Origin of the sequence: Frigoribacterium sp. PhB107, assembly GCF_003751515.1 — a bacterium.
Classification (GTDB): Bacteria; Actinomycetota; Actinomycetes; order Actinomycetales; family Microbacteriaceae; genus Frigoribacterium.
On record NZ_RJKU01000001.1, the window covers coordinates 1,322,127 to 1,334,262 of the forward strand.

A 12,136-nucleotide genomic window follows, 5' to 3' on the forward strand; every position below is an offset into this window, starting at 1 on the left:
CGTCTCCTGAGAGCTCGACGCGGCTCGACGCCGCTAGACGACGTAGCGCGTCGAGCCCGGCTCGTCGGTGCCGAGCACCCAGCGCCAGGTGTCGCGGAGCCCGTCCTCGAGGCTCGTCAGCGGCTCCCAGCCGAGACTCCGTGCGAGCCCGTTGTCGGAGAGCAGCCGGTCCACCTCGCTCGCCTCGGGCCGGAGCCGCGCCTCGTCGACCACGACGCGGGCGTCTCGTCCGCTGACCTGGATCAGCAGCTCGGCGAGCGCGCCGATGCTGATCTCCTGGCCGGTGCCGAGGTTGACGGCCCGGCCGAGGGCCGCGTCCGAGGAACCGACCGTGAGGAACCCGGCGACCGTGTCCGAGACGTGGGTGAAGTCGCGGGTCGGCGTGGTCGACCCGAGCCGGATCTCGTCGGCCCCGGCCGCGAGCTGCCGCAGGATCGTCGGGATGACGGCTCGCGCGCTCTGCCGCGGGCCGTAGGTGTTGAACGGGCGGCACACGGCGACCTCGGTGCCGAACGACGCGTGGTACGACAGCACCATCGCGTCGGCGGCGATCTTCGAGGCCGCGTACGGCGACTGCGGCTGCGCGGGGTGGGTCTCGTCCATCGGCACGCGCAGCGCGCTGCCGTACGTCTCGGAGGTCGACGTGTGCACCATGCGCGCCCCGTGCCGGCGGCAGGCGGCGACGACGGCGTGCGACCCGACGACGTTGGTCTGCACGTACGACTCGGGCGCCGTGTACGAGTACGGGATGCCGATCAGGGCCGCGAGGTGGAACACCACCTCGACCCCGGCCACGGCCTCGTCGACCACGAACGGGTCGCGCACGTCGCCCGCGAGCAGCTCGGCGCGGTGGTCGGACGCGTACCGGGCGAGGTTGCCCGCGGCGCCGTAGGGCTTGTAGTGGCAGAGGGCGCGCACGTGGGCGCCGAGGGCGACGAGCTCGTCGACGAGCGCCGAGCCGATGAAGCCCTCCGCTCCGGTCACGAGGACGGTGCGGCCCTGCCAGGTGGTGTCGTTCATCGAGTGGTCCCTTCGGTGGTGTTCGTGGAAGTGGAGGAGGAGATCGAGGAGGCGGCCGAGACGGCCGAGGAGGCGGTGGAGGCGGCGGGAGGCGCGAGCTCGACGACCCACCGGGCGACCGCGTCGGCGGCGTCGGCGTGCGGCGAGGCACCGCGCGGCGAGGCCGAGCCGGAACCGGAGCCGGAGCCGGAGTCGGAGTCGGAGTCGGGGTCGGGGTCCTGCGGCTGAACGACCCCGGCGAGCGCGACCACCCTGGTCAGCGCCGCCGCCAGCGTCTCGCCGTCGAGGTCGCCGTCGCGCACGACGACGACGGGGGCGCGACCGGACGCGGCGAGCGCCTCCGCGTTGGCGGTCTGGTGGTCGTCCGTCGCGCTCGGCAGGGGCACGACGACGGCGGGGACGCCGAGGTGCTCGATCTCCGCCACGGTGCACGCCCCGCCGCGGACGACGACCGCGTCCGCCGCCGAGTAGGCGGCCGCCATGTCGTCGATGTGCTCGACCACCTCCGCCACTTCGTCACCGCCGCCCCGCACGAGCGCGCCCCGCAGGCTCGCGACGTGGGTCGGGCTCGCCTTGACGACGAGCCGCAGCCGACGGCCGTCCAGGCCTCCGTCGGCGGCTGCCGTACCGGCCGCACCGGCCGCGACCGCCGCGCACGCGAGCTCCACCGCGGCACGGTCGAGGGACGCCGCCCCCAGGCTGCCGCCCGAGACGACGACGAGCAGCTCGTCGTCCTCGACGTCCCAGGAGGCGCGGGTCGGCCCCCGCAGCGACTCCCGGTCGCACGCCGCCAGGGCCGGGAGGATCGGGATGCCGACCTGCCGCACCTCCGCCCCGGTGCCGAGCCCGACGGACGCCGGGTCGAAGGCACAGGCCACCCGTCCCGACAGCCGTGCCGCCAGGCGGTTGGCGAGCCCGGGCGTCGCGTTCGACTCGTGCACGACCACGGGCAGGCGCAGCGTCCAGCCCGCGACGACGGCCGGCACGCTCGGGTAGCCGCCGACCCCGACGACGACCTGGGCGCCTCGTCGGCGCAGCTGCCCGCGTGCCCCGAGCACGCAGCGGACGAACCGTGCGGGGAACAGCAGCGCCGCGAGGCCCGGCCGCCGGGGGAACGCGACCATCGGCGTCGTGTCGAGCTCGTAGCCGGCCGCCGGGACGAGGGTCGCCTCCAGCCGGTCCGCGGTCCCGGCGAAGGTGACGACCGCCTCCGGCACCCGTCGCTGGAGGGCCGCGGCGATCGCGATGCCGGGAAACACGTGGCCGCCGGTGCCCCCGGCGGCGACGACGACGCGGAGGCGGTCGACCGGCGGGGTCGAGCGGGCGCGTCTCGAGGTGGTGGATGACATGCCGCAAGGGTCGGCCGCCTGCGTGAGGCGAACGTGAGGTGCGACTGCCCAGGGGCTCGGATCGCGCTCCCCCTGCACGGCGACGAGGTCAACCCGCGGGGAGCACCAGCCGGATCGTCGTGCCCGCGCCGCCGTCGGCGCGCGCCTCGGCCGTGATCGTGCCGCCGGCCCGCGCGACGACCTGGGCCGCGATGGCGAGCCCGAGCCCCGAGCCGGGCAGCCCGCGGGCGGCCGGCGCCCGGTGGAACCGGTCGAACACCCGCTCCCGCTCGTCCGCGGGGATGCCCACGCCGTGGTCGGTCACCGTGACGACGACGACGCCGTCGCCCGGCGTCCCGCTGACGACGCGCACCTCGACGGCTCCCCCGGCCCCGTACTTGACGGCGTTGTCGAGCACGACGTCGAGGAGGCGCCCCAGCCGTCCCGCGGGGACGCGCACGCCGACCGGCGCGCCCGGCAGCTCCGTCCGCACCTCCACGCCCGGAGCGCGCCGGGACGTGGCCGCGACCGCCTCCCGGACTGCCGCGACGACGTCCTCGACGACCAGCTCGGCCGTGCGCGGACGGTCGTCGCCCGCGAGCTCCACGAGGTCGTCGACGGTGCGCGTCATCGCCGCCAGTTCCTCGCCGAGGGCCGCCGACAGGGCGGCCCTCGTGTCGGGCCGGAGCGGGCGGTCGGCCGTGAGCAGCTGCACGTTCGTGCGGAGGGTCGTGAGCGGCGTCCGCAGCTCGTGCGAGGCGTCGGCCACGAAGGCGCGCTGCGCGTCGTCGGCGGCCGCGAGCTCGACGAGCATCGAGTCGACGGCGACGGCCAGCCGCCCCAGCTCGTCGTCGGGCGAGGTCGAGGCGAGATCGACGTGGTCGTGCGGGTCGGCGCTGTCGCGCACGCGGCGGACGGCCTCGTCGAGGCGCCGGACCGGACGCAGCCCGACGGTCGCGGCAGCCCACCCGAGGAGGCCCGCGAGGACGACGCCGACGCCGCCCGTCGCCGTGAGCGCGACGGCCGTCCGGGCGAGGGCCAGGTCGGCCTGGCGCGTCGGGACGCCGACGAGGGCGGCCTCGCCCGGCCGGGTCGGGACGGCCACCACCCGCACCGGTCCGGCAGTCCAGCGCGCGCGCAGCTGGTCCCCGCGGGCGACCGCGAGGGCCGCCTCCGTCGTCTGCAGGGGCCCCGTGCCGCTCCCGACCTCGTCGGCGGTCTCGACCAGCCGGACGCACGCGGGCTCGGCCGCGTAGCGGCACTGCTCGCTGCCCTCGCCGGTCCAGTCGGCGTCGACCCGGACCAGGCGCTGCACCCGTGTCGCCTCGCGGTCGAGCGCCGTGTCGAGGGAGGCGCGGACCTGGCTCGAGACGACGAGCCAGGTCAGGACGGCGACGAGCACCACCGCGACGGCCACCGACCCGGCGACCAGGACGGCGACCCGGCGCCGGAGCGAGCCTCGACGCGCGGTCACGGCTCGAGCCGGTAGCCGAGGCCGCGCACGGCGCGGACGACGGGGCGGGCGGCCGAGCCGTCGGCGGTGCCGTGCGGCTGACCGTCGGCCGGCTCGTGCACGAGCTGCGCCAGCTTGCGGCGGAACGAGCTGACGGCGACGTCGAGGGCGTTCGACGCGGGCGGCGGCCGGTCGGCCCAGACGACGTCGACGAGTTCGTCGCGGGTGCGGACCCGCCCGGGGTCGCGGAAGAGCAGCCCGGCGAGGCCGGCCTCGATCCTGGTCAGCTCGACGGAGGCCGGCGTGCCTGCCGGGGTGCAGGTCGCGTCCTCCCGGACGAGCCGCTGTCCCCTCTCGTCGAGCACGACCCCGCGCCACCGGGGCCAGGCACCGGCTCGCGTCCCCGTGCCGACCGCCGCTCCGGCCCCGGTCTGCTCCGCCGGACCGCGCCAGCCGCCGGGCGCCCGCCGCAGCAGGGCCCGGACCCGGGCGCGCAGCTCGTCGACGTCGAACGGCTTGCCGAGGTAGTCGTCGGCGCCCGCGTCGAGCCCGGCGACGCGCTCGGCGGGCCGGTGGTGGGCCGTGAGCACCAGGACGGGCACGCCGTCGCCCGCCGCTCGCAGGGTGCGGCAGACCGCCGCCCCGTCGATGAACGGCATGGCCAGGTCGAGCACGACGGCGTCGGGGTCATGCTCGGCGACGGCGAGCAGCGCCGACCGCCCGTCCGCCGCGGACACGACGCGGTGCCCGTCGGTCTCGAGGGCCACCCGCACCCCGAGCAGCACGTTCGGGTCGTCGTCCACGACCAGCACCGTCGCCTGCCGCGTCGTGTCGCTGTCCCCTCGTGCCACCCGGCGCCTCCTGCCCGTCTCGGTCGCCGCCGGATCGGCGTGCCAGGCGGACAGCATCGCATGAGACATGTCGGGGACCGCTGGGCGCCCGGTCGACCGGCCGCCTGTCCGACCGGCCGCCTGGTCGCGTCGAGGACTCAGGCGGCGACGTCGTCGACGTCCGCGCGGCCCGGCGGCGCGGGCGGTCGCGGTCGATGCCTCCTGAGACCTCGACGCGGGTCCCGGACGCGGGCGCTCAGGCGCTCAGCTGCCGACCGGCACGACCCGCAGCTCGCGCTGCACCTGCAGGGCGAGCTCGCGCAGCAGCACGAGGTCGACGCTCTCGGCGCTCCGCGGCTCGGCGTCGACGACGCAGAGGGCGCCGATCCGCACGCCGTCCGGGCTCTCGACCGGGTGCCCGGCGTAGAACCGCACGCTCGGGTGCGAGACGAAGCGGTCGTCGCGCCAGGCGTCGGGCACGACCATCGCGGTGCCGGTCCGCACGGTCCGCGAGCAGAAGGACGACGCGATGGGCACCTCCACCTGTGACGACCCGGCGACCGACTTGTTCCAGTGGCGCCCGTCGTCGATGAGCGAGAACGCGGCCCCCTGGGCGCCGAGCAGCACCCGGGCCCGCTCGACGATGTCGTCGAACCGCTTCTCGGCGGGGGTGTCGAGCAGCCCGAGCGCACGGACGGCGGCGATGCGCGTCTCGTCGGTCTGGGGCGCCTCGCGGGCAGTCCGTGCCGTGCTCCCCGCGGCGAGCGCGGCGTCGACCAGCGGCGCGACCACGGCGGCGAGGGCTGCAGCCCAAGCCGGGTAGGGGACGGAGGTGCGGGCCGGCTCCCCGAGGCCCTCGGGCGCGGCGACGGGGCCGGGCGGGCACACCATCGACACCCGGGCCCGGGTCGCGCAGAGCTCTGCGGTCACGCGGTTGAGCTCGTCGGCGTGGGCGTCCACCACGCCGCCGCAGCGCAGGGCGAACTTCGGCACCGAGCTCGGCGGCTGGATCCCCGTCACGACGATCTCGCACGACGCGTCGACCTCCTCCTCGAGGGCGTCGAGCAGGGCCGCGATCCCGGCTGCCCAGCGCGATCGCGGGACGAGCCGCAGCGCGTCGCTCATGCCCAGCACGACGACGACGGCGTCGTAGCGGCCGAGGTCGCGCCCCCGGACGAAGGAGGCGGCGGTCGCGACGGACACGTCGGCGTCGGCCAGCGCGTCGACGTCGGCGCCGCGGCCGGTCAGCGCCGACAGGGCGCGGGCCAGCGTGCCCGGCAGGGCGAGGTCGTGGCTGCGGACGCCCCAGCCGACGGCAGGACCGTTGCCCAGCACGAGGACCCGGTCGGGGTCGGTTCCGGGGGCGTGGCCGCTCGGGTGGTCGTCGGGGCACGGCGTCGAGAGCAGCTCGTCGACGACGCGGTACCGCGCGCGGACCCAGGCCCGGACGAGAGGGAGGGGGAGGCGGCGCATGCGGGTACTCCGACCCGGACGACGGGCGTGTTCGAGGGGAGCCGGGGCGGCGTGGTCGCCCGGGCATGACTGGTGAGGTGAGTCGATGATGCTCGCGCCCGGGGGTCCCGGGCAAGCCCCCGCTCGGGGCGGGCCCGTTCTCGTCGGGAAGACGGAGAGGACGACGACGGGCCCGTCAGGAGGAGGACGAGGACGAGGGATCGGCCCCGGGCGTCTGAGCAGGCCGGGACGCCGCCTGCGCCCGCAGCTCGGCGAGATCGTCGTCCAGGCCGGCGAGCCGCTCGGCCCGGGCCTCGCCGTAGGCGGCGTCGACCAAGACGGAGGCGGCGCGCACCCGGGTCACGACGGCCGCGCCGACGTCCCCCCAGGCACGGGCGACCGCCGTCTGGACGATGTCGTCCACGTACTCGGCGTCGTCGCGCAGGGCGTCCAGCCGGTCGGCGACGGCCGTGTACGTCTTCTCGCGGAACCAGAGGGTCTCGTCGTCGCCCTTGCGGTAGTCGTGCTGGTGCCGGGAGCGGCCCTTGGAGCGGAGCGCCTTCTGGCGCGCCTCCCCGATGCGGCGGTTCTGGTACCGCTGCTCCTCGGCGAGGCGGTGCAGCGTTCGACGGACGGAGGCGGCGGTCTCGTCGTGGTCGAAGACGTCGTCGTCGCGCAGCGCCCGCACGACGATGCGGTTGGCGACGGACACGATCGCGGCGGCACGCGAGATCAACAGGCCCTCGACCACCGCGCGCTCCAGGGCCTCGGGGTCGACCGGCGCCGGGTCCGGGCTCGCGGGGCCGGCGCTGCCGCGCGTGCTCCGCCACCTCACGACGCCTCCCCCGCTGCTGCCGCCCGTGCTGCTGCCGCTGCCATGACCTGCTCCTCGTCGACCGGGCCGTCCTGACACGGCGCCTCTCCCGATTAAAGACCCGGTGCCGGGACCGCGACGAATCGTCGGTCCCGGCACCGGGTCGGGGGCGCCGCGCCGGGCGCGCCGGGCGAAGCGAACCGTCCGCCCGGGAGGCGTCAGCCCTGTCCGCCGCCTGCGGTCACGAGCGCGTCCTGGACGGCGCCGACGAAGTCGTCGAGGTCGTCGGGGTCGCGCGAAGTGACCAGGGTGAAGCCGCCCTCGACGTCGGTGACGACCGAGCGGTCGACCCAGGCGCCTCCGGCGTTCCGCACGTCCGTCTCGAGAGAAGCGAAGGAGGTGAGCTCCTTGCCCTTCAGGAGGTCCGCCTCCACCAGCAGCCAGGGGCCGTGGCAGATGGCGGCGACGGGCTTGCCTGCCGAGGCGAAGGCCTTGAGCAGCGAGACCGCGCCGTCGTCCTGGCGGATCGTGTCGGCGTTGATGGTGCCGCCGGGCACGAGCAGCAGGTCGAAGTCGGCCGCGTCGGCCTCGTCGAGGGTGGTGTCGGGGCGGACGGTCTCGCCCGGGTCCTTGTCGCCGACGAGCGTCCGGATCGGCTCGGTCGACTGCGCGGCGACGACGACGGTCGCGCCGGCCTCGCGCAGGGCACGGGCGGGGACGACGAGCTCGTCCTGCTCGACGCCGTAGTTGGTGACGATCGCGAGCACGCGTCGTCCGGTCAGATCGGTGGTGGCCATGGGGCTCTCCTCCTCCGGGCCCGCGGAGCGGGCCGATCGATGTCGAGCACCGGTCTACGCCGCGGGGCTGGAGGGGCACTCGGCAGCCTGTCCCCCGGACGCCACCTCTCTCGGCCGACACCTCCCCCGGTCGACGCCGCCCCCTCGGGCTCGCTCCTCAGCTCGCGAGCAGCGCCCGCGCCGTCCCCTCGTCGAGGATGAGGTCGGTCGCCAGCCCCGCGGCGAGGGCTCCGCGCACGCCGGCGACCTTGGCCTCGCCGGCCACGACGCAGACCCGCCGCGGCGCGCGCCGGATCGTCTCGAGGTCGGGGCCCGTGCCCCGGGCGTTCATCGCGATGTCGGCGGACGAGCCGTCCTCGCGGTAGAAGACGGTCGCCACGTCGCCGACGACGCCGTCGCGGTCGAGGCTCAGCTGGTCGCTCTTCTCCAGGTACCCCCCCGACCAGACGTGGCTGGGCACCCGGGCGTCGCGCGAGCCGACGCCGAAGACGACCAGGTCCATCGAGGCCTGCAGCTCGAGCACGCGCTTCGTGCTGCTCTCGCGCCAGAGCGCGCGCTTGGTGGCCGGGTCGTCGAAGAACGCCGGCACGGGGAACTGCTGCACGGCGGCCGAGTACGCCGCCCCGAAGCGCCGCAGGATCTCGCTCGCGTACTCGATGCCCGTCGTGCGCGTGTTCGCCGCACCGTTGAGCTGCACGACGACCGAGTTGTGCGTCGCCCGCGGCACCAACGACCGGCTGACGGCGCTGAGGGTCGCCCCCCACGCCACGCCGACCACCATGTTCGAGTCGACGTAGGGCGTGATCGTGCGTGCCGCCGACAGCGCGACCCGCTCGAGCCGGTCGATCTCGCTGATCTGGTCGGGCACGGGCACGACGTGCGCGACGACGCCGAACCGGTCGTGCAGGGCCGCGGCGGACCGCGTCGCCTGGTCGAGCGGCGACTTGATCTGGATCTCGACGAGGCCCGTCTCGCGGGCGGCCTTGAGGAGGCGCGAGACCGACGAGCGGGACGTGTTCAGCTCCGAGGCGATCGCCTCCATCGTGAGGTCCTGCATGTAGTACAGGTGCGCCGCACGGAGTGCGTCGTGGGTCTTCTCGGACGTCGTCGCCTCGGCCATGGGCACCTCCGTGCACATCTGTGCAGATACGTTGCACCCTCGTCAGAAGGGGTCGATCATGGACACTACCGGCCCGAGCAGCCGGCGCACGACCCCACCGCTCACCGAACGCAACGGGAAAGAAGCTCCACTGTGACCGAGTCGAAGAAGACAGGGACGATGCGCGCCAACGTGTCGCGCATCGCCGACCGCCCCCACGCCCAGGTGCTGATCGTCGGAGGGGGCATCAACGGCATCGCCACGTTCCGCGACCTCGCCCTCCAGGGCGTCGACGTCGTCCTCGTCGAGCGCGCCGACTACGCCTCGGGCGCCTCGGCAGCCTCGTCGCACATGATCCACGGCGGCATCCGCTACCTCGAGAACGGCGAGTTCCGCCTCGTCCGCGAGAGCGTCGAGGAGCGCAACGGCCTCCTCAAGATCGCCCCCCACTACGTCAAGCCGCTGCAGACGACGATGCCGATCTTCTCGACGTTCTCCGGCATCCTCAACGCCCCGCTCCGCATGCTCACGCACAAGCAGCGCAGCACGAAGGAGCGCGGCGCGCTCCTCATCAAGGTCGGCATGACCATGTACGACTCGTTCTCGCGCGACGGCGGCTCCGTGCCCCGTCACAAGTTCCTGGGCCGCAAGGCCGCGCTGGCCGAGATGCCGCACCTGAACAAGGACCTCAAGTACACGGGCACCTACTACGACGCCTCGGTGCACGAGCCCGAGCGCCTGGCCCTCGACGTGCTCAAGGACGGCCTGGCCGCCGGCGACAACGCCCGCAGCGCGAACTACCTCGAGGCCGCCGGCACCGCCGACGGCGGGGTCGTGCTGCGCGACGTCGTCACCGGCTCGGAGTTCACCGTGACGGCCGACGTGGTCGTCAACGCCTCCGGCCCCTGGACCGACCTGACGAACGCGGCGCTCGGCGCCGAGTCGCAGTACATGGGCGGCACCAAGGGCTCGCACATCGTCGTCGACAGCCCCGAGCTGCTCGAGGCGACGAACGGTCGCGAGATCTTCTTCGAGAACAACGACGGCCGCATCGTGCTGATCTACCCGCTGAAGGGCCGCGTGCTGATCGGCACGACCGACCTCGAGGCCGACATGGCCGAGCCCGCGGTCTGCACCGAGGAGGAGGTGGACTACTTCTTCGACCTCGTCAAGCACGTCTACCCCGAGATCGAGATCACGCGCGACCACATCGTCTACCGCTACTCGGGCGTCCGCCCGCTGCCGAAGCACGACGACCTCGCCGCCGGCTTCGTGTCGCGCGACTACCGCATCGTCGAGACCGAGGTCGCCGAGCTGCCGACCAGCAAGGTGCTCAGCCTCGTCGGCGGCAAGTGGACGACGTTCCGCGCCCTGTCGGCACACCTGTCGACCGAGGCGACGAACCGTCTCGGCGTGACCCGCACGGTCGACACGACCGGCATGGCGATCGGCGGCGGCAAGGACTTCCCGACCACCGACGCCGCCCGCACCACCTGGGTCGCGGCCCACGCCGACGGCCTCAGCCGTGAGCACGTCGACCGCCTCCTCACCCGCTACGGCACCCGTGCCGAGAGCGTGATCGAGGTGCTGCTCGACCAGCCGTCCGAGCCGCTGGCGAGCGACCCGGGCCTCACCACGGCCGAGATCGCGTACTTCGCCGAGCACGAGGACGCGGTGCACCTCGCCGACGTCGTCCTGCGCCGCACCAACCTCGCCTTCGTGGGCGGAGTCACGATCGAGCTGCTCAGCGAGATCGCCGACGTCCTGGCGTCGAGCCTCGGCTGGACGGCCGACGAGCGCGAGGCCGAGATCGAGGCCACCCTCGACGTGCTGCGCACGTCGCACGGCGTCGAGGTGTCGTCCCAGCACGTGCCCAGCGGCACGCCCGTCGTGAGCACGCCCGCCTCGTAGGAGGCGCCTCCCGGCTCCACGAGACCCGCCCGCCCCTCGGGGCCGGGCGGGTCTCGTGCGTCCGGTGCCGGCTGCTCCGGCGGCCGACGCGAGAGAGGGCTGGTCGGCCAGGTGCAGGGACTAGTGCCCGACCTCGATGAGGACGACCCCCGCGACGATGAGGACGATGCCGGCGGCCATGGTCGCCGTCAGGGGGTCCTTGAACAGGAGGCGTCCGAGCACCGCGGTGAGGGCCACCCCGGTCGCCGCCCAGACCCCGTAGGCGACCCCGATCGGCAGGCCCAGCGCCAGGGCACCGGCGAGCAACGAGAACGCGGTGACGTAGCCGACGGCCACGGGGACGTACCAGCGCCTCCGCCCGTCGGTGGCGAGCTTGAGGCTGATGGTCGCGCCCACCTCGCAGACGATGGCGATCGCGAGCAGGACCCAGCCCATCAGGCGTCGCCCTCGATCGGAGCCCGGGCAGCGGTCGTCGAGGCAGAGGCCGCGGCGGCCGCGGCAGCGCGGGCGGCGAGGGCCCGCTGGGACCCGAGCTCGACCAGGAGGACGCCCGCGACCACCAGCACGAGCCCGGCGACCATCACGCCGGTCAGCGCCTGCCCGAAGAGGACGGCCGCCATGACCGCCGTGAGCGCGACGCCCGAGGCGCCCCAGATGCCGTAGGCGACGCCGATCGCCATGCCGCCCCTCAGGACCCGGGACAGGCAGACGAACGCGGACAGGTAGCCGGCCACGACCAGCGCGTACCAGCCGGGGGCGTCGACGGCGGCCTGCAGCGCCAGGGAGGCGGTGACCTCGACGACGATCGCGCCCGCCAACCAGAGCCAGGTCACGAGCACCTCATCCGTCGAGCCTAGGCGACCGCGGGCTCCACGAGGCGCCGCAGGGCGATGAGCCCGTCGCGCAGGCGGGTCTTCATGGTGCCGAGCGGGACGCCGGCCCGGCTCGCCGCCTCCGACTGGGTGAGGCCGCCCCAGTACGTCAGCTCGAGCGCCTGGCGCTGCACGGCCGAGAGCCCCTCGAGCGCCCGGCTGACGCGCGCGTGCTCGATCCGGATCGCCGCCGTCTCGGCGACGTCGTCGCGGACGGCGTCGAGGTCGCGGACGCCGGCGGCCAGGTCACGCTCGCGGCTCGCCTGCGACGACCGCACGCGGTCGATCGCACGACGACGCGCCCGGTCGAGCAGCCACGACAGCGCCGTCCCCCTGGCCGGGTCGAACCGGGAGGCCTCCTGCCAGACCGCCAGGAACACCTCCTGCACGACCTCCTCGGACTGCGCGGGATCCACGAGCACCCGCCGCACGAGGCCGTGCACACGCGGCGCGGTGCGGTCCTAGAACTCGGCGAAGGCGCGCTGGTCACCGCGGGCGGAGGCGGCCACGAGGTCGTCGTCCGAAGGCGTCGGCCCGGCGTGCGTCGCAGGTGCGAGGGT

Annotated in this window: 11 protein-coding genes and 1 pseudogene; 1 reads left to right on the forward strand and 11 read right to left on the reverse strand. The window is 74.9% G+C overall.

The window, feature by feature from the left end; genetic code table 11:
* Window positions 1-33: 33 nt before the first annotated feature.
* From EDF18_RS06115 to EDF18_RS06150, 8 genes are all read right to left on the reverse strand, one after another.
* Window positions 34-1,020, reverse strand: a complete 987-nt coding sequence (locus EDF18_RS06115; RefSeq protein ID WP_123546827.1) for an SDR family NAD(P)-dependent oxidoreductase — start codon at window positions 1,018-1,020, stop codon at window positions 34-36.
* Window positions 1,017-2,369 carry a glycosyltransferase gene (locus EDF18_RS06120; protein WP_123546828.1) on the reverse strand — a complete coding sequence of 451 codons (1,353 nt, stop codon included), beginning with the start codon at window positions 2,367-2,369 and terminating at the stop codon, window positions 1,017-1,019. The genes EDF18_RS06115 and EDF18_RS06120 overlap by 4 nt, the downstream gene beginning before the upstream one ends.
* A gap of 88 nt (window positions 2,370-2,457) precedes the next feature.
* Window positions 2,458-3,822, reverse strand: coding sequence for a sensor histidine kinase KdpD (locus EDF18_RS06125; RefSeq protein WP_123546829.1), 1,365 nt, complete (start codon window positions 3,820-3,822; stop codon window positions 2,458-2,460).
* Window positions 3,819-4,652 carry a response regulator transcription factor gene (locus tag EDF18_RS06130; RefSeq protein ID WP_199732336.1) on the reverse strand — a complete coding sequence of 278 codons (834 nt, stop codon included), beginning with the start codon at window positions 4,650-4,652 and terminating at the stop codon, window positions 3,819-3,821. Before EDF18_RS06130 ends, EDF18_RS06125 begins: the two co-directional genes overlap by 4 nt.
* A gap of 243 nt (window positions 4,653-4,895) precedes the next feature.
* Window positions 4,896-6,104 carry a GAF domain-containing protein gene (locus tag EDF18_RS06135; protein WP_123546831.1) on the reverse strand — a complete coding sequence of 403 codons (1,209 nt, stop codon included), beginning with the start codon at window positions 6,102-6,104 and terminating at the stop codon, window positions 4,896-4,898.
* Between the two features lie 175 nt (window positions 6,105-6,279).
* Window positions 6,280-6,918 (reverse strand): hypothetical protein, encoded by a 639-nt coding sequence (locus EDF18_RS06140; protein ID WP_123546832.1) that lies wholly within the window; start codon window positions 6,916-6,918, stop codon window positions 6,280-6,282.
* Window positions 6,919-7,115: 197 nt separating this feature from the next.
* Entirely contained in the window at window positions 7,116-7,694 is a 579-nt protein-coding gene (locus EDF18_RS06145) for a type 1 glutamine amidotransferase domain-containing protein (protein WP_123546833.1), read from the reverse strand.
* A gap of 157 nt (window positions 7,695-7,851) precedes the next feature.
* Window positions 7,852-8,814: a sugar-binding transcriptional regulator gene (locus tag EDF18_RS06150; RefSeq protein WP_123547337.1), complete on the reverse strand. Its 963-nt coding sequence runs from the start codon at window positions 8,812-8,814 to the stop codon at window positions 7,852-7,854.
* Between the two features lie 132 nt (window positions 8,815-8,946).
* Between EDF18_RS06150 and EDF18_RS06155 the strand changes: the two genes are divergently transcribed.
* Window positions 8,947-10,704 carry a glycerol-3-phosphate dehydrogenase/oxidase gene (locus EDF18_RS06155; protein WP_123546834.1) on the forward strand — a complete coding sequence of 586 codons (1,758 nt, stop codon included), beginning with the start codon at window positions 8,947-8,949 and terminating at the stop codon, window positions 10,702-10,704.
* A gap of 120 nt (window positions 10,705-10,824) precedes the next feature.
* Here the strand turns inward: EDF18_RS06155 and EDF18_RS06160 are convergent, their stop codons facing one another.
* From EDF18_RS06160 to EDF18_RS06170, 3 genes and pseudogenes are all read right to left on the reverse strand, one after another.
* The gene (locus EDF18_RS06160) at window positions 10,825-11,139 is read right to left on the reverse strand and encodes a multidrug efflux SMR transporter (protein WP_123546835.1); all 315 of its coding nucleotides are present in this window, start codon (window positions 11,137-11,139) and stop codon (window positions 10,825-10,827) included.
* Complete coding sequence (locus tag EDF18_RS06165; RefSeq protein ID WP_123547338.1) at window positions 11,139-11,537, reverse strand: multidrug efflux SMR transporter; 399 nt, start codon at window positions 11,535-11,537, stop codon at window positions 11,139-11,141. The genes EDF18_RS06160 and EDF18_RS06165 overlap by 1 nt, the downstream gene beginning before the upstream one ends.
* 20 nt (window positions 11,538-11,557) lie before the next feature.
* Window positions 11,558-12,022, reverse strand: a pseudogene (locus EDF18_RS06170) (sigma-70 family RNA polymerase sigma factor); the annotation flags it as partial.
* Window positions 12,023-12,136 lie beyond the last annotated feature (114 nt).

Coding starts and splice junctions, on each gene's coding strand:
- EDF18_RS06120 (WP_123546828.1), bottom strand. CDS start 2,369: ATGTCATCCACCACCTCGAGACGCGCCCGCTCGACCCCGCCGGTCGAC.
- EDF18_RS06160 (WP_123546835.1), bottom strand. CDS start 11,139: ATGGGCTGGGTCCTGCTCGCGATCGCCATCGTCTGCGAGGTGGGCGCG.
- EDF18_RS06150 (WP_123547337.1), bottom strand. CDS start 8,814: ATGGCCGAGGCGACGACGTCCGAGAAGACCCACGACGCACTCCGTGCG.
- EDF18_RS06135 (WP_123546831.1), bottom strand. CDS start 6,104: ATGCGCCGCCTCCCCCTCCCTCTCGTCCGGGCCTGGGTCCGCGCGCGG.
- EDF18_RS06115 (WP_123546827.1), bottom strand. CDS start 1,020: ATGAACGACACCACCTGGCAGGGCCGCACCGTCCTCGTGACCGGAGCG.
- EDF18_RS06145 (WP_123546833.1), bottom strand. CDS start 7,694: ATGGCCACCACCGATCTGACCGGACGACGCGTGCTCGCGATCGTCACC.